Raw genomic sequence first — 23,304 nt, 5'->3', positions numbered from 1 at the left:
TTATATGTTTTTTAAATGAGTGAATATTTAACCATATTAATTTTTATCTGTGTATCAATTGTAGTATCCTTTACTTTAGGTGTATTACCTATGTTTCTTGCAGTCAGTAACCCAGATGGTGAAAAGCTTTCTACATATGAGTGTGGCTTTAATCCTTTATCAAGAGCCAGAAAAAGTTTCGACATAAAATTTTACTTAGTTGCAATATTGTTCATAATATTCGATTTAGAAATTGCTTTTCTTTTCCCTTGGGCCGTTTCTTTATCTAAAATAAGCTATTGCGGATTTTGGTCTATGATGATATTCCTTGCAATACTTACTATAGGCTTTATTTATGAGTGGTGTAAAGGTGCGTTGGAATGGGAATAAATTTATCTAATGGCGACTGGAATCGTTACAAAAAAGAAGGTTTTCTTATCACTAAATTTGGCGATTTAATAGATTATATAATGAACTGGGCAAGGTCTGGTTCATTGTGGCCAATGACATTTGGTCTTGCATGTTGCGCAGTAGAGATGATGCACACTGCATCCAGTCGTTATGATCTTGATAGATATGGCATAATCTTTCGTGCAAGCCCAAGGCAAGCAGATGTTATGATTGTTGCTGGCACGTTAACTAATAAAATGGCAGCAGCATTGCGTAAAGTTTATGATCAAATGGCAGATCCCAAATACGTCGTCTCTATGGGAAGTTGTGCAAATGGCGGTGGCTATTATCATTATTCTTACTCAGTAGTCCGTGGTTGCGATAGAATTGTGCCAGTTGATGTGTATGTTCCTGGATGCCCTCCAACTGCTGAGGCGTTGCTATATGGAATGCTATGTCTACAAAATAAAATAAAACGAACTAAAAATATATAGCATGGATAAAACTGCAAAATACATACAAAAAAAGACTAAATGTGAATGTATTCAGAAAAATGATGGCACTATTGTAATATATTCAGCTTTGAATGACATTGAAAATCACTTACTCTTTCTACGTGATGATGAAAAGTGTAGGCTTGAATTATTAGTTGACGTTTTTGGAGTTGATTACCCAGATAGAGAAAAACGTTTCGAGCTAATATACAATTTGCTCAGCGTTGTACACAATATCAGAGTGCACATAAAGCTTCAGTTATGTGAAGGTGATATACCTCTAAGTGTAGCAAAGATATTTAACGCAGCTTCGTGGTTTGAGCGTGAAGTATTTGATATGTATGGAATAGAGTTTTCTGATCACCCAGATTTACGTAGGATTTTAACGGATTATGGATTCAAAGGTCATCCAATGTTAAAAGATTTTCCTCTCACTGGCTACGAGGAAGTAAGATACGATATAGAGGCAAAAAAGGTTGTATATAATCCTATAGACTTACCGCAAGATTTTCGTATGTTTGACAGCTTATCCCCTTGGGAAGGTAGTAAAGCCACAAAAGTAAATATAAAGGAGTAGAAAATGACAGCACAAAGAAAAAAAATATCTTTGATTGGTGCAGGAAATATCGGTGGAACGCTTGCCCATATGATTGCACTAAGAGAGCTAGGAGATGTTATTTTGCTTGATGTAAGCGATGGAATACCACAAGGTAAAGCGCTTGACATTACAGAATCATCTCCTATTGATCGATCTAATGTCAATATTACTGGTACAAATAGGTATGAAGATATAAAAAACTCTGACGCAATTATAATAACTGCTGGCATTGCCAGAAAACCTGGAATGAGCAGAGATGACCTTCTGCAAACTAATGCTGCAGTAATGAAAGAGGTTGGGGAAAATATTAAAAAACATTCTCCAAACGCATTTGTAATAGTGGTTACCAATCCTTTAGATGCTATGGTTTCAGTAGTATACAAATCTTCAAGTCTGCCAACTAATATGATTGTTGGTATGGCAGGAGTGCTTGACTCTGCTCGTTTTCGTTATTTTCTTGCAAGTGAGTTAAATATTTCTGTCGAAGATGTATCTGCTTTTGTGCTTGGAGGACATGGTGACACTATGGTACCACTAATCAATTATGCTTCAATTGCTGGCATTCCACTTACCCAAATCATTGAGATGGGTTTGATTACGCGAGGAAAAGTTGATGAAATAGTTGAGCGCACTCGTAATGGTGGAAAAGAAATAGTTGATCTACTTAAATCTGGATCTGCATACTATGCTCCTGCATCTTCAGCCATAAGTATGCTAGAATCATACTTAAAAGATAAAAGGCGTATATTACCATGCGCTGCTTATCTTAATGGTGAATATGGTGTGAAAGACTTATTCATTGGTGTTCCTACTATTATTGGCAAAAATGGAGTTGAGAAAGTTCTAGAAGTTAAAATGAACGATAGTGAACAAGAGATGTTTTATAAATCTGTAAGTGCAGTAAAAGAGCTCTGTCAGCTAAATTAATTGCCCTATAGAATTTCTTTGAGCTCAAGCTTCGAAAACAGTCTAAAAAAATTATTTGTAGTTATTTTTGCTACTTGTTCCGGCGATTCATTCCATAATTCTGCTAAACAATTCACAACATATTTCACCATTGCCGGTTCATTTTTTCTTCCTCTGTAAGGCTCAGGAGATAGATAAGGTGCATCAGTTTCAACTAAAACACGCTCACGTGGCACATTTTGTGCAATTTCTCTTAGTAAGTTCGCATTTTTAAAAGTAATAATTCCAGAAAATGAAATGTATAATCCCAAGTCCATAGCCTTATAAGCAAGCTCTTTAGAAGAAGCAAAGCAATGCATTACTCCACTAAAAGCGTCCTTCTTCATTTCTGAATTTAACATATCAATCATCTCACTATCAGCATTTCTAGTGTGAATAACTAAAGGTAATCCTGTTACTTTTGCCGCTTCTATATGTGATGCAAAACTTTTTTTTTGATTGCTTTTGTTATCAGATTTATAAAAATCTAATCCGGTTTCACCGATACTAATTACCTTTTGACCCTTAGTAAACTCAATTAATTCATCAACATGTATACACTCACCATTTTCTATAGTAGTATCAAGCGGATGTATACCAACGGAGCAGTAGACTTGATCATAGGATGAAGAGATTTTTAATAATTTAGGGATATCATTAATGCTTATACATATGTTATGCAAAATTCTCACACCATTTTGCTCTGCTCTTGAAATTACCTTTGGTATTTCATCATCAGAAAAATAAATTAGATGACAATGAGAATCAACTATCATAAATAGATCCTTTTATGATAGAAGAAAACTCTTCTATCACTTTTTTATAAACTTCTTTTTTGAACGGTATGGCACTGGCTACCAAATCATCCACATTTTGCCAACGCCACTCTTTGAACTCTGGATGATCAGTATAGTTAATATTAATATCCTTATCCTTCCCACAAAATTTCATTAAGAACCACCTTTGCTTTTGGCCAGAATACCTCCCATTCCAGCATGTTGGTATAACTTCCTCAGGTAAGTTATAGTGTATCCACTCTTTATTTTTAGCCACAATTTCTGCTTTATCAGTACCAACTTCTTCCAATAGCTCACGTAGCGCTGCCTGCTCTAGCTCTTCACCTTCATCAACTCCTCCTTGTGGCATCTGCCAATAAGAGTCACTATCAAAACGTTTTCCAATAAAAATATTTCCCTGTTTGTTAAATAACATTATGCCAACACAAGGGCGATACTCTTTCTCCTCACTAATCACAAATACTCTCTGTTGCTAAATTATCTATCATAGAAGTTCCAACTACTTTTTTACTATTCATTTTTTCAACAATTTTTTTTGCAACTTCTTTTGCGCTTAAGTTTGAGTTATCAATTTCAAGTGAACCTTGAGGCACAAATAGTTTCTTTCCTTTAATTCTTCTCATAGCAAAATCTGAATCAGTAATTTTTCTCTCCTGCTCTCTTTCCTTTAATTGAACGCGCTTTACTAGTTCTCCACTATTACAATATAACACCACAGGGAGAATCTCCACGTTCATTTTTTTACTTAAATTCACCACTGAGTTATATACTTTTTGATCATAGGAATCACCTTTTATCAATTCGTTTGTAAATATATAATGCTTTGATTCTATATGGTATTTTTCCAATATTGCTAACATATTCTCTCTAATCACAAAAATTTCTTCCCATATTTCACTTGTAACCTCAGCGTTTCTGAAATCGATCATATCAAATATGATATTATTAAACAGGTTATTGTCTACTATCACCCCATCAATAATATTACACAGCTCTTTTGCAATCGTAAGTTTGCCACTACCCGGAAATCCGATTAAGTAAATGATCATACCATCAGAAAACTATCATATATTACAAATATATGTATTATAAACATTACACTAGAAACATATCAAAAATAGTTCATATTCAGAAATTTTGAGTGTATCATTACAGATAAATTATATAATTTAGAATAATGAATGGTGATACAGAATCAATAAAAAATACAATTGTAGATGTAATAGATCAAAACAAAGGTCAAGATATAGTTACTTTTGATGTACAGAATAAAACTGTCATTGCAAAATATATGATCATTGCATCCGGTGATTCGAGCCGCCATGTAAAAGCATTAGCTGAGCACGTGATGAAAAATCTCAAGCAATATGATAAAATAGATGTAGAAGGTATGGATGAAGGTAACTGGGTGATTGTGAATTTTCAAGGTATAATGGTTCACCTATTCAGGCCAGAAGTAAGAGAATATTATAAGATAGAAGAGTTATGGAATTGATTATCCAGGTAGCTGGTATACACTTTCAAATGTTGTAATTTTGAAGGCAACCCTTATGAAGTTGGTGGTGTCATTCCAGTGCTTGACGCTGGAATCTAGAAAACTTAATCATAAACGAGCACACTATACAACATTTTTGATGAAATTTCATAATAAACTGGATTCCAGCGTCAAGCACTGGAATGACGCCATCGTTAACAACACCGTTTACACACAAAATAACATATTATGAAACATAAATCCGAGTTTTTAAACTTCATTCAAGAAAGAGGATACCTATATCAATGTACAAACATTGATAGGTTAGAACAGCTATTATCACAAGATAATTATATAATTGCATACATTGGGTTTGATTGTACGGCACCAAGTTTGCATATTGGCAATCTCATTCAAATCATGATGCTCCGTCACCTACAAAAATTCGGTTATAAGCCAATAATTCTACTTGGAGGTGGCACAACAAAAATTGGTGACCCATCTGGTAAAGACAAAGCAAGAAGCGTCTTGCCGATAGAAGATATCAATCAAAATATACTTGGTATAAAGAAAACCCTCGAGAAGATGATATCTTTCGATTATGGAAAAACTGGTGCAATCATAGTAAACAACGCAGATTGGTTAGATAACATAAAATATATAGACTTTTTGCGTGATATAGGGACACATTTTTCTGTAAATCGCATGTTAGGCTTTGATAGTGTGAAAATTAGGCTAGATAGGGAGCAAAATCTAAGCTTTCTCGAGTTTAATTACATGTTGTTACAAGCCTATGATTTTGTCGAGTTGAATAAAAAGTATGGCTGTCGTCTCCAGATTGGAGGGTCAGACCAATGGGGAAATATAGTAAACGGAATTGAACTTGGCAAAAAGTTAAATTTACCTGAGCTGTTTGGTCTTACCACACCTCTTTTATTAAACGAACAAGGAAAAAAGATGGGCAAAACTGAAAGTGGATCAGTATGGCTTGATGGTAGCATGCTAAAGCCCTATGACTACTGGCAATATTTTCGCAATGTTGATGATCAAGATGTTGGTCGTTTTTTGAGACTTTTCACTGATTTATCAATTGATGAAATTAAAAAACTAGAGTCCTTGAAGGATCAAGAAACAAACGAAGCAAAAAAGGTCTTGGCAACAGAGGTAACAAGAATATGTCATGGTGATAAAGAAGCAGAAACTGCACGACTTACTGCAATCTCTGCTTTTGAAAATGAAGACAGTTCATTGCTTTCTGGTTACACCATCACAAGAGAACAAGTTGCAAATGGCATACTCCTGATAGACTTGCTTCATGACACCGGTTTTGAACCTTCAAAAGGTGCGGCAAAGCGTTTAATACAGGGAAATGGATGTAAAGTTAATGATAATACTATAAATGATGTTAACTATATAATAAATTCTGAGAGCTTCAAAGATCAGTCATTCATAAAATTGTCTGCAGGAAAGAAACGTCATATTAAAATTTTAGTGAGTGAAGTAAGAAAGTAAATTTGTCTCTGTTCAGCAGAGTGGTAAAATAAGGTAGGCGGGAAAAGACAATTATAGGGACAAATGGATATCATTGAAGCAGCTGATACTGTGGCAGAATCGCTAGGCAACCCTACTATCGCTAGCAGTTTCTTGCTGTCGATTTGCTATAATGAAACAAAAACTTTATCAGGTGCTTGTTGGAACCAAAAAATTTTCAAGCCCTTTTTAAAATACGCACTAAAGTTAACGTGAAGATTGTATAGCCGCAATAAAGTAGATAAGCCTAAACGCCATAATGTCTTTAGGAGAGCTTGCTAATTTATTCTCTTAAGTTAACGCCATTGCCTGAACAGATACATAAAAAAGTAGTACTTGCAAGAAAGAGTTACTTAAGAAATTAATTAACTTTGCTATTTTCTCTAACATACCTAGAAGAAATAGATACATTATCTAATGCACTACTAATCCTAGTATTCCTTTCATTAATCGCTGCAGTTGGTTGAAAGGCAGCATAGATGATGTATTGCGGCATATCATTAATTTGTGCTAGAATAAAATTAATACATTCAATATTACCTTTATATATAGCAATGCCAAGTGGTATTAAGCTGTACGTCCGACCGTCTTTATAGTTTATAGTATTTTCAGTAGTCAGAATCTCTTGCAATATACCGCTATTTTGAGCCTGAGTTAAAATCGAATTAATATGTGCATGATTACCTTCATGTATAGCAAAGCCAAGTGATGTTAAGTTGTACGTCCAACCATCTGGAGAATATACAGTATTTTTAGCAGCAAGAACATTTTGCAATATACCACTATTTTGGGCCTGAGTTAAAATCGAATTAATATGTGCATGATTACCTTCATGTATAGCAAAGCCAAGTGATGTTAAGTTGTACGTCCAACCATCTGGAGAACACATAGTATTTTTATTAGCAGTAAGAACTTCTTGCAGCGTACCATTATTTTGAGCTTGTCTTAAAATAGAATTAATATACTCATTGTTATTTCTATATATAGCAAGGCCAAGCAATGTTAAAATGTATGTCCAATTATTCAGAATATCTTGCGATACAACATTATTTTGAATCATTGTTGAAATGTAGTTACAACATTCCTTATTATTTTCATATATGGCAAAGCTAATTGGTGTTAAAATATGCGTCAGACCATCTGAAAACTGTAAAATATTTTCAGCAATAAAAACGCCTTGCAGCATATCATTATTTTGAGCTTTTTCTAAAATAGAACTGATACATTCTTTATTACCTTTATATATAGAGAAACTGAGTGGTGTTAAAGCATACTCCTTAGTATTGAAATACTGTACAATATTTCTAGCAGCAAGAATATCTTGTAGTATTCCACTGTCCTGGGCTTTTGTTAAAATATCATTAATATATCTTGGCTTATTGTAATGTATAGCAAAGCCAAGCGATGTTAAGGTGTATATCAGACTATCTTGATAGTTTATAATATTTTCAGTATTAATAATCTCTTGCAGTGTACCGTTATTTTGAGAATGTATTAAAATAGAATTAACGCATTCGTCATTACATTTGAATATGGCGAGGCTAAGTAGTGTTAAAGTGCGTTCCCCACCTCTTGGAAATTGTGTAGTATATCCTATTGTAAGAACTTTTAGTAAATCATTCTCTGAGGCTACTTTCAAGATATTACTAATTCCCTCACCATTTGATATTACCTTTTTCAACTTAAAATGCAAATTTCGTTGTGCTTGTGTTAAGTTGTTATCATTTAGCATATTCTTGTAACCTCGCTTTAAAGTCAGTGCAGTTTAATTATTCTATGTTAGTATACACCAATAGAAAAAATTTCATCATATGTTCTGGAAAAAATTTACACAGGTTAATGAGGAAATCGTAAGAGAGAGCCTAAAAAAGGTTATAGAGAAGAAAAGTGGTAAGAATGTTGGTGTAGTATCCTCAATTGTTATTAAGGGTAAAGATGTTGCTTTTGCTCTTGAAGTTACTGAGCCAAATGAAGAATTAAGAAAAAATTGTGAGCAAGCTGTTAAGGCGATACCGGGAGTAGGAAAGGTTACTGTAGTTGCTACTGGTCAAAAACAAGCTAGGCAACAAAAAGCTAAACTTCATATCGAAGGAGTGAAAAATATAATTGTCGTTGCTTCTGGTAAAGGAGGTGTGGGTAAGTCGACAGTTGCACTAAATCTAGCTCTTTCGTTAGCAGAATTAAAACATAAAGTTGCGCTAGTTGATGCAGATATATATGGTCCTTCGATTCCTAAAATGTTGGGCACTGAGAAATTAAAACCAGAAATACAGAGTGGTAAAGCAATGCCTATAGAGAAACATGGTCTCTATACTATTTCAATTGGCTATTTTATTGATAAGGACCGCGCAGTAATATGGCGTGGACCTATGATCACAAAAGCACTTTACAATTTGCTAATGGGAACAAGGTGGTCTGATATAGAATATTTAATCATTGATACACCGCCTGGCACTGGCGATGTACATTTAAGTCTGATGGAGAATTTTAGTTTAACTGGAGCAATAATAGTTTCAACTCCACAGGAGCTTGCTTTAGTCGATGCACAAAAAATTTATGATATGTTCACAAAGCTCAGCGTGCCAATTATCGGCATTGTGGAAAATATGAGCTATTTTGTTCAAGATAATTCAAAAATACACATATTTGGAAAAGGTGGTGCAAAAAAAATGTCTGAAGAGCTGGGAGTCAAACTCTTGAGCAGAATTCCTCTAGATCCGCAAATATGTAGTGCTTCTGATTGTGGAAATCCTTCAATACTAAGTGAGGATTTAGTAAGGATTTATGAAGGCATTGCTAAAGATGTTAGGTCTTTTGTATGCAGTCTATAAAGTTTTTTTAAACTACTTTTAAAATAGGTAGAATGTAATTTTAGGTGAATAAAATATTTCAAATGGCAGCAGCGACCTCGTATCTGAACAGACAATAGACTTCTTGGATAACTTAAGAAAAAAGTAGTAGAAGCAATATTAGGGAAGGTATAAATTTTGAGCAGGTAAGTAAACTTGATGAAGAGAAGCTTCGAAGACTAAGAGGAGTAAAAAGAAAAACATTGGAAAAATAATAGAAATTTTAATAGAGGAAGAGGCCAAGAAAAAGGCAAGAGGAGGAAAACCAAATATATTTATTAATAGCACTCGAATATTTGTGTAAATACCGTACATATTTCCATATAGCGCAAAGCTATGGAATAAGTGAAAGTTCTTGCTAACGGCTGAATAGAAGATGCATTGATAAAACATCCAGATTTCAGGAAGATAAAGAGCTATTAAAGTTAAATAGGAGTATGCAAAAGTTTTATAAAAAGGGAATGTTCAACTCACTGCCATTAAGTTAAGGGGAAGTGATGGACTGTATTGTAAAATCAGGTAAGATCCACAAATTAAAAGAAGTAATGACATGAGTAAAAAAAAGAATAATCATGTTTATAAAAAATAAATTGATGAGTTTAAACTTTATAAACGCACACAGAGCATCCTCAAAAGACTTCTCACGAAAAAGAAAGCTGCCCTTCATTAATGTATTTCTCCTGATTTTTAGAAAGAGTGTAAAGTCATTACAAGTAATGCTTAATGAGTTTGTTCTGCATACAAGAAAAGATTACACAATTACGGCAAGTGCATTTACTCAAGCAAGAAAGAAGCTAAAGCATACTGCGTTTTCAGAGTTAAATGATGATATAGTTTCCCTATACTACCAAGATCAGGAATTTAAAACCCACCATGGCTTCAGAGTACTTGCATTTGATGCTTCAATACTGATTCTGCCAAAGAGCGACAAAATAATAGGCGAGTTTAGCTCAAGAGCAGTATGGAATGGAATCCAGAGATTTGAAGACTATACAAGTGCAACCTTTGAAGTTTGCTACGATGTGCTAAATAATATTGCAATAAAATCTGTGCTAAGTAGAGGTGACAGCTATGAGGTTGATTTAGCGATCGGTATGCTTGAATCCATAAAATCAGACGATTTGTTAATCTGTGATAGAGGATACGTATCTTATCGATTTCTTGCTGAGCTTACAGGAAGGAAAATCAATTATATAATTCGCTGTCCAAGTTCGTCTTTCAATGAAATAAACGCTATGTTTAAGCCGGAAAGCCCATCTAGTACGGTGGTAGTGTCTACCGCACCTATTAAAGTAGCAAGACAGCTACGAAAGCTAGGATTACCTGATGAGATGAAATTCAGGTTAGTCAAAATAATACTTTCTTCTGGAGAAGTTGAAGTGTTAGTAACATCATCTGTTAGATGAGCAAAGTTTTACAGTCGAAGAGTTTGAGAGATTATATTACTTGCGCTGGGGAGTAGAAACATTTTTTTCTAGGCTGAAGGGAAGATTAAATTTAGAGAATTTCACAGGAAAAAGTATTGAAACTATCAAGCAGGATTTTTGGTCAACTATCTTCATCAGTAATCTAGAAAGTATCATGATAGAAGATGATGAAGAGACATTGAGCGCACAGAATAGTAAACTAAAAAAAAGCATCAATAAATCTGTCTCATTTAATGCGATTAAAAACTTAGCCTTTGATATTTTTTCTACAGAGTCAGACATAGACTGCATTATGGATCGACTATCACAGTTATTTTTGATGAACACTTTAGTGGTAAGAAAAGGGAGAAGAGTTGATCGTCATAAGATATCTGATATTCGTTCACTCAACTACCAGAAAAGAGCTAGAAAACATGTGTTTTAAATTCAAGATATCTTTTCAGTATCATTGTATTAGTACATTCTTTGCAAAATAACCTGCAATTATTACTTTTTTAAATAACTTGCACTTTTCAGACTCCCTTTTCTTAAAAATTCACCCTAGTATTTACCATAATTATCAATCACTTCAAATTTTTTGTCCAATCTTAACTTCTCTTTCCCTTAACTTAATGGCAGTGATGTTCAACTCCCCCATAGAAGATCAAAAAATATCCTTAGGTTATCCAAGAAGTCTATTGTTGGTAAACATAAAAGGCTATTTGCCTTTTTATCTAGTTTATGCAGGAGGTCTATATTTATTGTTGAGTGTGATTTTAGGCATTTCTGCTAAAACGCAACTTTTAAATCGCCAAAATTTCTCCTTGCCTTTACTAATTCCGATTCTTGGAGTGCACACATAATCTGGTTTGAGGTGATATTCATAGAGACAAAATTCATGACTTATAGTAAGGTCTTGTTTATTATGTTCTTTTGTAATGTTTAATTTTTTGCACAGTATGCCTGGCCCGCCTAAATTTGCTTCAAGCGGTTCAGTGAGCTTTAATCCTCGTATTAACACTGCTGCTGGGAATCCTTCTGCTTCTGTTACAATATTTAGACAATAGTACATTCCATATATAAAATATACGTACGAAAACCCTGGCGTACCAAACATTACTGAGGTTCGATTAGTATAGCCTCTTGCTGCATGACAAGCTGGGTCATCCATTCCTATATACGCTTCAACTTCAGTTATTATTCCACTAAAATTAGAAAATTTCAGCATCTTCCCTAGCAGCTCCCCAGCTACGGTTAAAGTTGGCCGTTCATAGAAATTTCTTGGTAATATTGTGTTATTCATCATAGAAGTACAAGTTACTTACATTTGTAAGCAAGTTATACTATTTTTGCTTTTTCTTATTTATTTAGTCAAGAGCATTTCTGAGAAGTAGAAGTTGGTGTTGTTGTCACATTTGTTACATCTGTTGAAGGCTGCTGTAAAACCTTGACTGATTCAGAGCTCTTTTGTTGCAATTGCGGTACTAACGCTTCATATAAAGATTTTGGCTCACGTCTCTTACCTATTTTGACTTCTTTATTTGCACGCAACTGCTCTGCAGTAACACCGTTGCCTTCAAGGAGAGTTACACCATTCTTACCATCAATGTTAACTTTAACTTTGCATTCTCTTCCATCAACATACCACTTTAAAGTCATTTCATATAACCCACTCATTATTTCATAAACTCTTTCCTCATTATCACTATAGCAAGATGCCCCCCTCTTTTTTTCTTGATTAGGATGACAAAATGTAATTGTTCTTACACCATACTCTTTACATATACTACCGCCTAGAAGTTTAGCTATATCTACTCCTTCTTTATTGGCATGTAGCACAACTCTCACGGTAGGATAAACAATATTCTCTTCCCTTTTGCCTTCTTTTATCATTATGGACTCTATGGTATATACCTTCGATATCTCTGCCTTAATTTGGTCAGCAATCTTGCCTACAATCTCTTTACCATGATAGTGAGATTCTCCTTTCTTCGGAGAAAAAGGTTCTTTGTTTGTAGTATTAGTGTCTGGATCATTCTGTAACTTAAAGAATTTATCCCATTCTTCATCACTGTCTAATTTAATATATTCACGCTTGTTCTTGCCTGATACTGCATTCTGAATACTAGACGATCCTTCTGTTACAGTTGTACCAGAGCTATTGCCTTTACCTTTTAGAAGAACAAGATGCTCTTCTGACCTTTCTTCCTTACTCAACTTTGAAGCTGCCAAAAGAAGGTTTCTCTACTATATGCGTGTAAGAACTTTTAACTCTACTCTCATTATCAGGTACTGTAGTAGCCCACAAAAGCTTTTTAATATAATCTAACATATGCCACCTCTTACCATTAACTAAATATCAGTATGCAAACTTTGCTATAACTAATCAATAACTAAATTTACTCCAAATAAAATGAGCTGATAAAAAGGTATAAATTGAGATTAGGTAAAGCTTTTGGTATAATATCTAGTTAATTTTGAATAGGCAGGTGATCTCATCTACAAAGACGTTTTTTATCTCATTTATTTTTGGGTTTATTCTCTTTCCCTATTTTATAAAACTTCTAAAAAAGATAAGTAAAGATGGACAACCAATCAGATCATATGGACCAGAAAGTCATTTAATAACAAAAAAGAATATACCACCTATGGGTGGAATAATAATACTAACTTCTGCTTTATTACCAATCCTGCTTTGGACTCAATTAACACCAGAAATTTCATTGCTGGTATTTATAACTCTATTTTTTGCTCTACTTGGATTTATTGATGACTATTTAAAATTGAAGACAAATCACCACCGAGGTTTAAGTGCAAAAACCAAAATACTTATTCAGTTTGTCGTTACTCTGGTCTGTATGTTTATACTTAAGCTACAATCTGCTGAAGGTTTTACAAAAATTTCTCTATTTAGAGAAGTAGAAATCGACCTTGGCTATCTATATCTTCCGTTTGCTGCATTTGTAATTGTCGGCTCTTCTAATGCTGTGAATCTTACAGATGGCCTAGATGGCCTTGCTGCAACTCAAGCCATTACTTCCTTTTCTTTTTTGGGGCTAATTGCATACATCACTCAGACAGATGTAAACATTACTTTATTCTGCATTGCATTTATAGGAGCTATTTTAAGTTTCTTGTGGTTTAACACACATCCAGCAAAAATATTTATGGGTGATGTTGGAAGCCTATCAATCGGTGCAGCTTTAGGACTCACTAGTGTTCTAATTAAAAAAGAAATGCTTTTTGCCGTTATTGGAATAATCTTTGTAATAGAGACTTTATCTGTGATTATTCAGGTATCATATTTTAAATATACAAAATTTAGATATGGAGCAGGAAGAAGAATTTTCCTTATGACACCAATACATCATCACTTTGAAAAGAAAGGGTGGTCAGAAAATACAATAGTTATAAAATTTTGGATAATTTCTATTGCTTGTTCGATTTTTGCTTTAACTTTCTTATTATAGGAATTATGAAATATCCAGACTTTTCATTAGAAAATACATTATCAGGAATTATAGCAGGAGTAGATGAAGTAGGAAGAGGTCCGCTTGCCGGTCCAGTGATATCTGCAGCTGTAATATTTACTGATAGAGATACGGTTATTGATGGAATAAACGACTCAAAAAAGCTAACCCCTAAGTGTAGGCAAGTTCTATACGAAAAAATAACGTCTGTTGCAAAATTTGGTATAGGAATGGCAAGCGTAGAAGAAATAAACTCATACAATATTTTGCAAGCAACAAAGCTTTCAATGAAACGTGCGTTGGCAAACTTGAATCTAGAACTAGATTATGTGCTAGTTGATGGTAATCAACCACCTGAAGTAAAATGGCAAGTAAAATCTATAGTGAATGGTGATAGCTTAAGTATATCAATCGCAGCTGCTTCAATCGTTGCAAAAGTTACAAGAGATCGGCTTATGGAAGAATTGCATAATAAACATCCTCAATATAATTGGTATAAAAATAAGGGATATGGAACAAAAGAACACCTCAGCGCTATTGGCCTTCATGGAATTACGAAGCACCATAGAAAGAATTTTGCACCTATAAGAATACTATAGCCTTTAATCACTTACCTTTTTTGAAAGGTATGTTTTCATTAAACAGGCAGACTGTGCTTGATCCGTTTCTTAAGGTAAATACCGAGCTTACTCTTTCAATTATCAGGTAGTCATCAACTGTACGAAAATTTATCAAGGATTCATATCCTGCAGAATCAACCATAAAAACTGCCGGGAAATCAGAGTTTATTTTATTAAATTGTAGATATGTAAATTTTCCGTCATCAAAAACCTTAATTGGTATTATTGATTGACTGCCTTTAACGTGCGAGATGGAATAGTTAAAATTCAAGCCTTTCTTTATAACCTCAATATCACTTATATCAGGGATAGTGGTATGACTAGCTTGCTCTAGAATATCACCGTTACTCGTTGAATAAATTTCATCACTGTTGAACAGTGGATAAAGAAACCTTACTTCATATGCTAACCTTGGATCATCTAGCCCGTTTGCTTCTTCAGCATGAAACTCGAAATAATAAACTCTTTTATTGGTAATTATAGTTGCATTAGTATCGGCAATATCATCTATAGGCTTAATAAATAATCTATTACCTTGAGGAAGGAGTTGCCAACCGGTTGCATCACCCATTGAAAGACTCTCTATTACCTCCCCTGGCTCAAACAATATGCTGGATTGATAACCATAAAAGCCCGTGTACTTATGTATAGCCTGTGGATTATAATTCATTACCTTTATGTGGTTATCACCAGCTATTGGTCGTGGTTCCTGTTTTGCAAGTGCATCACCACCACAAAAAAATAATAGTGCAACAAAGAGTACCCTAATCATAGTATCAAAATAAACTGATCTTCATTTTATCATTGATAGACATGTACTGCAACTATCAAACTATCCCAGTAGTAAGCGACAGAAAATGCAAGCTTCATAATAATTCATTACTGCAGGAAAAAGAAATTAACTACAGATTTTATGTCTAGGTTACTCCACAAAATTTTTTCTTTCCTTATCCAAGATTCAAATTTATAGTATCGAGTCCTTTTCATGAAATATGAAGCCATCTCAAGTTATAGTTAAGCCTATATTCAGTGAATTACTTTCACAAGTGCAATTGATTTTAGTGTTATACTGTTCTAACAGTAAAGAAGTCATATAGATAATAATGTCTTTTGTATCCAAACTAATATCATTTTTTTTTGTTAACTTGCTTACTAATGATGTGCTTATTGATTTATGTTCATTTACTACTTTTATAGTTAGTAGTGTTTTATCTTCCGTTTTAGTCAGTAAAATAGACACTAATTCAATTTGTGCCACTGCACTGATTATAGTTATCACCATATTGGAAATTATCTTATTTATTTTTTCAATTAAGTTTTCTGTAGGGCATTCACTTACTCCCCACTGAAGCTTTACTTTTTTTTTAATAAATAATTTTCTATATTGGATTTAGTCTTAACAAAGCTGCAATTATCTGATGAATGAGAATACGCTTGCTTCATAACTTTATATTTATATATTAAATCATCAGAGCTTTCTTTAAGCAATGACAATGCTTCGTTTTGCATATTAGGATTGTTTTCTTCAAGCTCTTCCAATCCACCCACTATTCCTTGCATAGAACTAGCAAAATCATGAAGAATTCGTCCTGATAGGCATTCTGTTATTAACATTATGTTTTTATTCATTGGATAAAAGTATAAATGATTTAAGTTAACCCTATATTGGTAGGCATGTAGTAGTCAATTTAAGAGAAAGTTTCGTTGCGCTTTTTGTGTCAAAGCATTAATGTAGTATTAATAATTATAAGATTTATGAAGGCGTTATGAATACTTATGCTAAATCTGGAATAGACCTTAAACTATATAATGAACTAATAAAAAAAGTTAAACCTATTATTGAAAAGACTAAAGGAGAAGAAGTAATTAGTGAAGTAGGATCATTTTCTGCATTGTTTGACTTTTCTTCGCTGAGTAAGAAATACGACCATCCAGTACTTGTTTCCTCAACTGATGGAGTGGGCACAAAACTATTAATAGCTCAAGAGGTGAATAAGCATGATACTATAGGTATAGACTTAGTTGCAATGTGTGTAAATGATTTACTTGCACAAGGAGCAACACCTTTATTTTTCCTTGATTACTTTGCAACAGGCGTTTTAAACAAAAACGTTTTATTGTCTGTAATCCAGGGCATTGCAGAAGGGTGCAAGGAATCTAAAATAGCATTAGTTGGTGGAGAAACTGCAGAAATGCCTGGAATGTATGGTAACAATCACTATGACCTTGCAGGGTTTGTGGTTGGTGTTGTTGATCGAAAGCAAATTCTTCCAAATTGTAGTATAATGAAAGCAGGTGACTGTGTAGTTGGTTTAGAATCAAATGGAATTCACTCAAATGGATTTTCTTTGGTGCGCCATATTTTTAAAAGCTTAGGTATAAATTATAATGATATATCTCCATGGAATAATAAATCTTGGGGTGAAATATTACTTAAGCCAACAAAGATATATGTTGATTCTTTGTTGCCTATTATGCCAAAGGTAAAAGGCATTGCGCATATAACAGGTGGCGGGTTAATAGACAATATCCCAAGAATTCTCTCAGGAAATTTATTTGTAGACATAAATATTAATTCTTGGAAATGGCCAGATATATTTTTATGGCTGAAAGAAGAAGGCAAAATAGAAAAGAGAGAAATGTTAAAAACATTTAATTGCGGCATAGGTATAGTACTGATTGTAGATCCCGATAATATGAAGGATGTGGAAAGCCATTTCCAAAAGCGTGGAGAAAAAATTGAGATTATTGGAAAACTTGATGAGGCATGTAACCCTCCACTTGATAGAGTAGTATTTAGTTAGTCTAACTTTACTGACAGTCTTTTTGCAACTTCTGAGTATGCTTCCTTTAAGTTTCCTAGATTTAAACGGAAAACATCTTTGTCTAGCTTTTTATGCGTATTTTTATCCCATAGCCTACAATTATCAGGGCTGATTTCATCGGCTAAAATGATTTTAGTGCTGTTGTTTATCAATTTGCCAAATTCTAACTTGAGATCAACTAAATATATATTTGCATTTGAAAATAGGTCGACTAAGATTTTGTTGATCTTTAAAGTTGTAGTTTTAACTTCTTCCATTTCTTTATTGGATAACCAACCAAAATATAGTATGTGATTTTCATTCACCATTGGGTCGGCTAGGTCATCATTTTTGTAAAAAAACTCGATTATAGGAGATGTAAGTGTCTCACCTTCTTTGATATTAAAACGTTTGCAAAAGCTGCCAGCTGCAATGTTTCTAACCACTATCTCAAGAGGTATTATCTTGAGTTTTTTGACTAGCTGTTCTCTTTCGTTTAGAGTGTTTATAAAGTGCGTGCTAATTCCTGCTTCTTCAAGCTTTTCCATGATAAAAGCACTAACATGATTATTAATTATTCCTTTGCCCTCAATAATTTCATATTTTTTCTTGTTGAACGCTGTAACATCATCTTTAAAGTACTGTATAACAGTTGATGAGTCTTCAGTTTCAATAATGACTTTGGCTTTACCTTCGTATATCGTTTTATTCAGTGACATGATTAATTTAGCTGTATACTATAAGATAATATCAAATTGCTGCTTAGTTTACTACAAATTTGCTAATGACGTTTAGTGTTACAGTGTTAACCATATTTCCAGAAATGTTCCCCGGGTTTTTGAACTATTCTCTTGCCGGAAAAGCGTTAGAAAAAAAAATATGGAACCTTGAAGTAATAAATATTCGTTCTTTTGCAAAAGATAAACATTCAACTGTGGATGATGTTCCATACGGAGGTGGAGCAGGGATGGTTATGCGCCCAGATGTGATTGGTAATGCAGTTGATAATGTGCTTTCTGCTCATAAAAATACTAGATTTATTTATATGACTCCATCTGGTACAAAATTTAATCAGAGCATTGCAAAGGAGCTAACAGAAATTCCTCATGTAACAATATTGTGTGGTCGATTTGAAGGTGTTGACCAAAGAGTAATTGATGTGTATACTCCTTATGAGTTAAGTATTGGAGATTATATACTTTCGGGAGGTGAGCCAGCTGCAATGGTGGTTCTTGATGCATGTATTAGGCTTCTTCCAGGTGTAGTAAATAATTTCGATAGCGTTGCTGAAGAAAGTTTTAGTTATAGTGGTGGTATGCTTGAATATCCTCAATATACTAGGCCTGAGCAGTGGAGTAGGTACAAAGTTCCTAAGGTTCTGTTGTCTGGCAATCACAGAAAAATAAGTGATTGGAGAAGGGAACAGTCATATGTTAGAACAAAGGAACGTCGACCTGAATTGTTGAATGGAGATGATAAATGACAAACTTGCTTGAAAAATTTAACGAACAACAAATACAAAGATTAGCCAAAGAGATGCCAGCTTTTTGTCCTGGCGATGATTTGAAGGTCACTTTTAAGGTAGTTGATAGTATGGGTGAGCGTATACAGATATTTGAGGGCGTATGTATATCAAAAAGAAATCGTGGATTACACTCTTCTTTTTCAGTTAGAAAGGTAAATCATGGAGAAAGTATAGTATCACAATTTTTTGTTTACTCTCCTGCATTAATTTCAGTACAAGTGATAAGAAAGGGAAAGGTCCGTAGAGCAAAATTATATTATCTGTGCAAGCTATTTGGGAAAGCTGCAAGGATCAAAGAACGTACTACTTATGTTAAAAAAAAATCTAAGTAGATACAATAGGGAGTGATGTCAATTGTATCATCTCAAAACTCTCTCTTATTATCCCAGTGTGTGGCGCACAACTGTACGTTTGCCTCCCGCTGTGGTGTCATCCCAGTGTCAATCACTGGAAAAAGGGGAAAGTTTTTTCAAATCCTCATATAAAGAAAAGTAAATGAGTATAAAGAAAAACTTCCTTAAGTTACTTCAGTCAAGGCGCGTACATGCTCGTGTAAAAAGAAAAAATAAAAAGAACAACATTTTATGCTTTTGCTCTTTTACAGCACTGATTGTCTCAATTGGGTGTCCTATATGTATATTACTAAGTATATTAGTTAACTCTTACAGTGCTTTAACAGTAACGAAAATTTTATTGCCAGTTGAAATAAATGCTGATCTTATTTTAACTAATAATCCTGGTGATTTACGATATAAGTCCATTAGACTACTCAATAACTCTTTACATAAAGTGTTTGAAGGAATTGACTTTAAAGACAGTGACGAAATTTTAAGTCGTAACTCTTACAAGGAGCTAGAGAGGTTTTTTCTTAAGAGAGTAAAAAATAGTGGTGAATATGAGATTTGGTTTACCGCATCGAGTGTGATCAATTCACTATATAAAAATAAATGTTTGAATGATCATTATGCTAAATTACTTGATTGGTTAAAAGAGAAGGGAAGAGTAAGAAAATTTTTTAATAAGTCTCTGTTTCTTAAGTCTGATTCTTGTGAGCCTGAGAATGCAGGGATTTTAGGGGCATTTATCGGTTCATTAATGACAATTATAGTATGCTTAGCGTTGGCATTGCCAATAGGGATTATGTCAGGTATCTGTCTTTATGAATTTATGCCTAGAAATAGGCTAATAACCAGTATTGTAGAAATTAGCATGAATAACCTTGCTGCAGTGCCTTCGATAATATTTGGTGTGGTAGGACTGACTCTCTACTTGGGCATATTTGGTTTACCCCGTTCTTCACCGCTTGTTGGCGGGATGACTCTTTCATTTATGATGCTGCCTAATATTATTATTGCAACAAAAAATGCCTTTACAAACGTTCCTATTGCAATAAAAGATGCAGCGTTTGCGCTAGGTGCACCTCACATCAAGGTGATATTGGATCACTCTTTACCGATTGCGTTGCCACGGATAATACATGGTGCAGTGCTTGCAATTGCAAGGATTTTAGGCGAATCTTCCCCTTTACTTATGATAGGCATGGTAGCATTTATTGCTGATACACCTACATCCTTCTTCGATCCGGCAACTGTTTTACCTGTACAAATATACATATGGTCAAGTAGTCCTGAAATTGCATTTATTGAGCTTGCTGCCATTGCAATTATAGCTTTATTGTTAATGCTATTTGCTTTGAATTTAATAGCAAATTTTGTAAAAAGAAAGTTCGAGTTTTTTGATTCATGAAAATTACAATCCTATCTGGTTATGGCTTAAATTGCGAAAAAGAAACTGCATTTGCATTTATGGAATGCAGCAGAAAGCTTGGTATTAATAATATTGAAGTAAAAATCGTTCACATTAATGATATTATAGATAATCCAAGTGAACTGAAATTAAGCAATATACTTGCAATTCCAGGAGGTTTTTCCTATGGTGATGATACTGGTGCTGGTAATGCATTTGCTTTGCGTATAAAAAACAACTTGTTAGACGAATTTCAAAATTTCTTATCTCAGGATAAGCTTATTATAGGGATATGTAATGGTTGCCAGATATTAGTAAAATTAGTTCCAGAATTCTCTAATCTAGCTTTAACCTCTAATGATATAGGTAATTACCAATGTCGTTGGATTAGAGTGAGAGTTAATCCGCAGAGTAGTTCTGTTTGGCTACGGGGCCTGAGTGAGCTATATCTTCCTGTTGCTCATGGAGAAGGCAGGTTTTTTATGGATCAAGATATTTTAAATCAATTGATTGAAAATAATTCCGTTGCACTGCGTTACGTTGATGAAAATGGTGACTATGCAAATTTACAATTTCCTTACAATCCAAACGGATCTATATACGACCTGGCAGCTTTGTCAGACAAAAGTGGTAGAGTTTTAGCTTTAATGCCTCACCCAGAGAGAGGAATATTTTTTACTCAGCAGGACAACTGGCCTCTTGAAAAAGAAAAATGTAAACGTTCAGGAGTGGCTATGCCAAAATATGGTGATGGAATGCTCATATTTGAGAATGCACTAAAATATTTTGCGTAAGTATTACAATACGTTACATACAACAAGTTTTTAAGCCATAAAAAGTTACTTTCCTTGTTATGACAATAAATCCTTATCTTTGATCTGCAGAGTAGCTTTCTCTAACGTTAGGGATATAATTGTTCCACTTTCCAATTGCTTTTCTCAACAAGAGTATATCTAAATCTAGTGTGTCTCCTATATTCACCTTCTTGCCAAAATTCAATTACCTTTGGGATTACGCAAAATCCCACCCAAAAGTCAGGACGAGAAACTTGTGTATTGTGAAATTCTTTCTCTTTCAATTCTATAGCCTGCTCAAAATCTTGCCAATTTTTCAGAACTCTTGATTGTTTTGAGCACCACGCGCTAATTTGACTATCACGTGCTCGAGAAGAGAAATATTCGTCAGCCTTTTTGCCGCTTAGAAGCCTAACTTCTCCTTCAATTCGTACTTGTCTAGAAAATTCTGTCCAATGAAATACGAGTGCAGCTTTGGGGTTCTCAGTCAATTCTTTTCCTTTTCTACTGTTTACGTTAGTAAAGAACACAAAACCTTCTTTACTATATTCCTTTAGTAATACCACTCTTGCAGATGGAATGCAGTCTTTGCTACACGTTGCTAGCGTCATTGCAGTTGACTCTTTACACGGAAAATTAAGTACTTCTTGATACCACTTTGAGAACAAATCAAAAGGATCTTTTTCAGGTAAGAGTGTCATATGCAAAAATAAAATTTAATTCTGACATGCATTGCAAAAATAAGTGCTACGACCATTTTGTCGTATAAGTGTTATGATATTGTTGCAGATTCTGCAAGGTTTTTGCACTTTACCATATACGTAAAAGTTATTTTGAAAGTATCCAGCAGATCCAGATGGTTGTGCATAATCTTTCAGTGTTGAACCACCAGCAGCAATTGCATCACTCAGAGTATTTTTTATTTCGATAGCAAGTTTTTCGCACTCTATATATGTTAAATCTTGTGCTAGCCTAAGTGGGGATATTCGAGCTCTAAATAAGCTCTCAGAAGCATATATGTTACCTACGCCAACTATTAGCTTATTATTCATTAATACTGATTTGATATTCGCTTTTCTGTTCTTTAGCAACTTCTGTAAATAATTTCCGTCAAATTCATCTGTGAGGGGTTCTATTCCTAGGTTATTAAAAAAATTTAGTTCTTGCTCTCTGTTTAAAACAATCACTAATCCAAACCTTCTTGGGTCATTAAAGATTAGTGAAGTGTTGTCAGAAAATAAGAATATCACATGATCATGTTTGTTCTGTGCTTGATTGTCTTCAGCATATATAAGCTTTCCGCTCATGCCAAGATGTATGATTACAGCCATACTAGCATCTATATTCGAGATTATATATTTACCTCTACGCTTGATATCATTTATAACTTTGCCCTTTAGCAAATCATCAATATTTTTTGTTATTGGTACACGCAAATTCCAATTATTGACTGTAACATTGCTTATTTTCTTATTTTTGATTTTATCAAATAAGAAGTTAGAGATGACTTCCACTTCTGGGAGTTCTGGCATGATACCTCCTTCAAAACTTAAGTTTCTGATGGTAATTTTGTTGTTAAAGCTTCCTCAAATACGTTTGGGTATTCTGCGGCGCTTTCTCCTAAAAATTCCTCACCACAAACAAATTTTGGAAGGGGTCTGCTTTGTCTACTCTGTTGCTGTTTTTTTCTTTTTAGAATATTTTGCTTTAAAGCTTTTGCCAATCTTTTTCTCTCTTCTTCTTTTTCCTTATTTTTTTTCATGTTATTCATTATCATAATACGTGAACTTGCCGTTGTAGCTCAGGTGGTAGAGTACGTCATTGGTAATGACGAGGTCCCAAGTTCGAATCTTGGTAACGGCAGTTTAGAGGACGATATTCAT

Annotated in this window: 28 protein-coding genes, 1 tRNA gene and 3 pseudogenes; 18 read left to right on the top strand and 14 right to left on the bottom strand. The window is 34.1% G+C overall.

All coding sequences use genetic code 11. From position 1 onward, the window contains the following. Window positions 1–15: 15 nt before the first annotated feature. Genes OPR30_RS06050 through mdh form a run of 4 tightly spaced genes read left to right on the top strand, consistent with a single transcriptional unit; the run spans window position 16 to window position 2,388 of the window. Window positions 16–369, top strand: coding sequence for an NADH-quinone oxidoreductase subunit A (locus OPR30_RS06050; protein WP_064085468.1), 354 nt, complete (start codon window positions 16–18; stop codon window positions 367–369). Next, complete coding sequence (locus OPR30_RS06045; protein ID WP_007302257.1) at window positions 360–863, top strand: NuoB/complex I 20 kDa subunit family protein; 504 nt, start codon at window positions 360–362, stop codon at window positions 861–863. The genes OPR30_RS06050 and OPR30_RS06045 overlap by 10 nt, the downstream gene beginning before the upstream one ends. A gap of 1 nt (window position 864) precedes the next feature. After that, entirely contained in the window at window positions 865–1,440 is a 576-nt protein-coding gene (locus tag OPR30_RS06040; protein ID WP_017532371.1) for an NADH-quinone oxidoreductase subunit C, read from the top strand. 3 nt (window positions 1,441–1,443) lie between these two features. Beyond that, window positions 1,444–2,388: a malate dehydrogenase gene (mdh, locus tag OPR30_RS06035; RefSeq protein WP_211907691.1), complete on the top strand. Its 945-nt coding sequence runs from the start codon at window positions 1,444–1,446 to the stop codon at window positions 2,386–2,388. Between the two features lie 5 nt (window positions 2,389–2,393). Here the strand turns inward: mdh and OPR30_RS06030 are convergent, their stop codons facing one another. The 3 genes from OPR30_RS06030 to OPR30_RS06020 are packed head-to-tail and all read right to left on the bottom strand — an operon-like array spanning window position 2,394 to window position 4,252. Continuing rightward, window positions 2,394–3,182: a TatD family hydrolase gene (locus tag OPR30_RS06030; RefSeq protein ID WP_265030666.1), complete on the bottom strand. Its 789-nt coding sequence runs from the start codon at window positions 3,180–3,182 to the stop codon at window positions 2,394–2,396. Next, complete coding sequence (locus OPR30_RS06025) at window positions 3,172–3,660, bottom strand: RNA pyrophosphohydrolase (protein ID WP_264375990.1); 489 nt, start codon at window positions 3,658–3,660, stop codon at window positions 3,172–3,174. Before OPR30_RS06025 ends, OPR30_RS06030 begins: the two co-directional genes overlap by 11 nt. Continuing rightward, window positions 3,653–4,252, bottom strand: a complete 600-nt coding sequence (locus OPR30_RS06020) for an AAA family ATPase (protein ID WP_064085464.1) — start codon at window positions 4,250–4,252, stop codon at window positions 3,653–3,655. The genes OPR30_RS06025 and OPR30_RS06020 overlap by 8 nt, the downstream gene beginning before the upstream one ends. Window positions 4,253–4,380: 128 nt before the next feature. Between OPR30_RS06020 and rsfS the strand changes: the two genes are divergently transcribed. The 3 genes and pseudogenes from rsfS to OPR30_RS06005 form a co-directional block, all read left to right on the top strand. Beyond that, the gene (gene rsfS, locus OPR30_RS06015) at window positions 4,381–4,698 is read left to right on the top strand and encodes a ribosome silencing factor (protein ID WP_007302263.1); all 318 of its coding nucleotides are present in this window, start codon (window positions 4,381–4,383) and stop codon (window positions 4,696–4,698) included. 228 nt (window positions 4,699–4,926) lie between these two features. Then, window positions 4,927–6,189 (top strand): tyrosine--tRNA ligase, encoded by a 1,263-nt coding sequence (gene tyrS, locus OPR30_RS06010; protein ID WP_265030664.1) that lies wholly within the window; start codon window positions 4,927–4,929, stop codon window positions 6,187–6,189. A gap of 142 nt (window positions 6,190–6,331) precedes the next feature. Beyond that, window positions 6,332–6,489, top strand: a pseudogene (locus OPR30_RS06005) (IS4-like element ISWosp8 family transposase); the annotation flags it as partial. A gap of 79 nt (window positions 6,490–6,568) precedes the next feature. On the opposite strand, the gene OPR30_RS06000 reads toward OPR30_RS06005, so the two are convergent. After that, on the bottom strand, window positions 6,569–7,939 hold the full coding sequence (locus tag OPR30_RS06000; RefSeq protein WP_265027635.1) for a WD_0033/WD_0034 family tandem repeat-containing protein: 1,371 nt from the start codon (window positions 7,937–7,939) through the stop codon (window positions 6,569–6,571). Between the two features lie 79 nt (window positions 7,940–8,018). Between OPR30_RS06000 and OPR30_RS05995 the strand changes: the two genes are divergently transcribed. The 3 genes and pseudogenes from OPR30_RS05995 to OPR30_RS05985 all read left to right on the top strand — a co-directional run bounded on the left by OPR30_RS05995 (window position 8,019) and on the right by OPR30_RS05985 (window position 10,907). After that, entirely contained in the window at window positions 8,019–9,038 is a 1,020-nt protein-coding gene (locus tag OPR30_RS05995) for an Mrp/NBP35 family ATP-binding protein (RefSeq protein ID WP_265030663.1), read from the top strand. Between the two features lie 149 nt (window positions 9,039–9,187). Beyond that, window positions 9,188–9,412, top strand: a pseudogene (locus OPR30_RS05990) (helix-turn-helix domain-containing protein); the annotation flags it as partial. A gap of 216 nt (window positions 9,413–9,628) precedes the next feature. Then, window positions 9,629–10,907 (top strand): annotated as a pseudogene (locus OPR30_RS05985) (IS4-like element ISWpi18 family transposase). Between the two features lie 294 nt (window positions 10,908–11,201). Here the strand turns inward: OPR30_RS05985 and OPR30_RS05980 are convergent. From OPR30_RS05980 to OPR30_RS05970, 3 genes are all read right to left on the bottom strand, one after another. Continuing rightward, window positions 11,202–11,765: a DNA-3-methyladenine glycosylase gene (locus tag OPR30_RS05980; RefSeq protein WP_214303133.1), complete on the bottom strand. Its 564-nt coding sequence runs from the start codon at window positions 11,763–11,765 to the stop codon at window positions 11,202–11,204. Window positions 11,766–11,833: 68 nt separating this feature from the next. Further along, a complete protein-coding gene (locus OPR30_RS05975) occupies window positions 11,834–12,679 on the bottom strand; it encodes a hypothetical protein (RefSeq protein ID WP_265030661.1) in 846 nt (281 codons plus the stop codon). Continuing rightward, the gene (locus OPR30_RS05970; protein ID WP_265030658.1) at window positions 12,672–12,794 is read right to left on the bottom strand and encodes a hypothetical protein; all 123 of its coding nucleotides are present in this window, start codon (window positions 12,792–12,794) and stop codon (window positions 12,672–12,674) included. The genes OPR30_RS05975 and OPR30_RS05970 overlap by 8 nt, the downstream gene beginning before the upstream one ends. A 157-nt stretch (window positions 12,795–12,951) precedes the next feature. Here OPR30_RS05970 and mraY point away from each other — a divergent pair, with 157 nt between their 5' ends. Further along, window positions 12,952–13,932 carry a phospho-N-acetylmuramoyl-pentapeptide-transferase gene (gene mraY, locus OPR30_RS05965; protein ID WP_265030656.1) on the top strand — a complete coding sequence of 327 codons (981 nt, stop codon included), beginning with the start codon at window positions 12,952–12,954 and terminating at the stop codon, window positions 13,930–13,932. A gap of 5 nt (window positions 13,933–13,937) precedes the next feature. Beyond that, complete coding sequence (locus OPR30_RS05960) at window positions 13,938–14,531, top strand: ribonuclease HII (protein WP_007302272.1); 594 nt, start codon at window positions 13,938–13,940, stop codon at window positions 14,529–14,531. Between the two features lie 7 nt (window positions 14,532–14,538). Here the strand turns inward: OPR30_RS05960 and virB9 are convergent, their stop codons facing one another. From virB9 to OPR30_RS05945, 3 genes are all read right to left on the bottom strand, one after another. After that, window positions 14,539–15,324: a P-type conjugative transfer protein VirB9 gene (gene virB9 / locus OPR30_RS05955; RefSeq protein WP_265014869.1), complete on the bottom strand. Its 786-nt coding sequence runs from the start codon at window positions 15,322–15,324 to the stop codon at window positions 14,539–14,541. A 231-nt stretch (window positions 15,325–15,555) separates the two neighbouring features. After that, a complete protein-coding gene (locus tag OPR30_RS05950; RefSeq protein ID WP_265031125.1) occupies window positions 15,556–15,921 on the bottom strand; it encodes a histidine phosphotransferase family protein in 366 nt (121 codons plus the stop codon). Next, a complete protein-coding gene (locus OPR30_RS05945; RefSeq protein ID WP_012481935.1) occupies window positions 15,906–16,181 on the bottom strand; it encodes a hypothetical protein in 276 nt (91 codons plus the stop codon). The genes OPR30_RS05950 and OPR30_RS05945 overlap by 16 nt, the downstream gene beginning before the upstream one ends. A gap of 137 nt (window positions 16,182–16,318) precedes the next feature. Between OPR30_RS05945 and purM the strand changes: the two genes are divergently transcribed. After that, window positions 16,319–17,356 (top strand): phosphoribosylformylglycinamidine cyclo-ligase, encoded by a 1,038-nt coding sequence (gene purM / locus OPR30_RS05940; RefSeq protein WP_264730070.1) that lies wholly within the window; start codon window positions 16,319–16,321, stop codon window positions 17,354–17,356. Here purM and purC read toward each other — a convergent pair. Then, window positions 17,353–18,075, bottom strand: coding sequence for a phosphoribosylaminoimidazolesuccinocarboxamide synthase (purC, locus tag OPR30_RS05935; RefSeq protein WP_265030654.1), 723 nt, complete (start codon window positions 18,073–18,075; stop codon window positions 17,353–17,355). The two genes, purM and purC, sit on opposite strands and share 4 nt — an antisense overlap. A gap of 65 nt (window positions 18,076–18,140) precedes the next feature. Between purC and trmD the strand changes: the two genes are divergently transcribed. The 4 genes from trmD (at window position 18,141) to OPR30_RS05915 (ending at window position 21,421) form a co-directional block, all read left to right on the top strand. Next, window positions 18,141–18,839: a tRNA (guanosine(37)-N1)-methyltransferase TrmD gene (gene trmD / locus OPR30_RS05930; RefSeq protein WP_265030652.1), complete on the top strand. Its 699-nt coding sequence runs from the start codon at window positions 18,141–18,143 to the stop codon at window positions 18,837–18,839. Continuing rightward, a complete protein-coding gene (gene rplS / locus OPR30_RS05925; RefSeq protein WP_265030649.1) occupies window positions 18,836–19,213 on the top strand; it encodes a 50S ribosomal protein L19 in 378 nt (125 codons plus the stop codon). The genes trmD and rplS overlap by 4 nt, the downstream gene beginning before the upstream one ends. A gap of 163 nt (window positions 19,214–19,376) precedes the next feature. Continuing rightward, complete coding sequence (locus tag OPR30_RS05920; protein WP_265030648.1) at window positions 19,377–20,627, top strand: PstA family ABC transporter permease; 1,251 nt, start codon at window positions 19,377–19,379, stop codon at window positions 20,625–20,627. Next, window positions 20,624–21,421, top strand: a complete 798-nt coding sequence (locus tag OPR30_RS05915) for a phosphoribosylformylglycinamidine synthase subunit PurQ (RefSeq protein ID WP_064085770.1) — start codon at window positions 20,624–20,626, stop codon at window positions 21,419–21,421. Before OPR30_RS05920 ends, OPR30_RS05915 begins: the two co-directional genes overlap by 4 nt. Window positions 21,422–21,528: 107 nt before the next feature. Here the strand turns inward: OPR30_RS05915 and pdxH are convergent, their stop codons facing one another. The 3 genes from pdxH to OPR30_RS05900 are packed head-to-tail and all read right to left on the bottom strand — an operon-like array spanning window position 21,529 to window position 23,183. Then, on the bottom strand, window positions 21,529–22,122 hold the full coding sequence (gene pdxH, locus OPR30_RS05910) for a pyridoxamine 5'-phosphate oxidase (protein ID WP_006014087.1): 594 nt from the start codon (window positions 22,120–22,122) through the stop codon (window positions 21,529–21,531). A 15-nt stretch (window positions 22,123–22,137) separates the two neighbouring features. Then, window positions 22,138–22,953, bottom strand: coding sequence for a bifunctional DNA-formamidopyrimidine glycosylase/DNA-(apurinic or apyrimidinic site) lyase (mutM, locus tag OPR30_RS05905; RefSeq protein WP_265014874.1), 816 nt, complete (start codon window positions 22,951–22,953; stop codon window positions 22,138–22,140). Between the two features lie 17 nt (window positions 22,954–22,970). Next, window positions 22,971–23,183: a hypothetical protein gene (locus OPR30_RS05900; protein ID WP_149168766.1), complete on the bottom strand. Its 213-nt coding sequence runs from the start codon at window positions 23,181–23,183 to the stop codon at window positions 22,971–22,973. A 28-nt stretch (window positions 23,184–23,211) separates the two neighbouring features. Here OPR30_RS05900 and OPR30_RS05895 point away from each other — a divergent pair. Next, window positions 23,212–23,284 (top strand) — tRNA-Thr (locus OPR30_RS05895). The last annotated feature ends 20 nt before the right edge of the window (window positions 23,285–23,304 follow it).

Origin of the sequence: Wolbachia endosymbiont (group B) of Athalia cordata (genome assembly GCF_947251845.1) — a bacterium.
Classification (GTDB): Bacteria; Pseudomonadota; Alphaproteobacteria; order Rickettsiales; family Anaplasmataceae; genus Wolbachia.
This window is presented reverse-complemented; position numbering and strand designations above follow the sequence as displayed.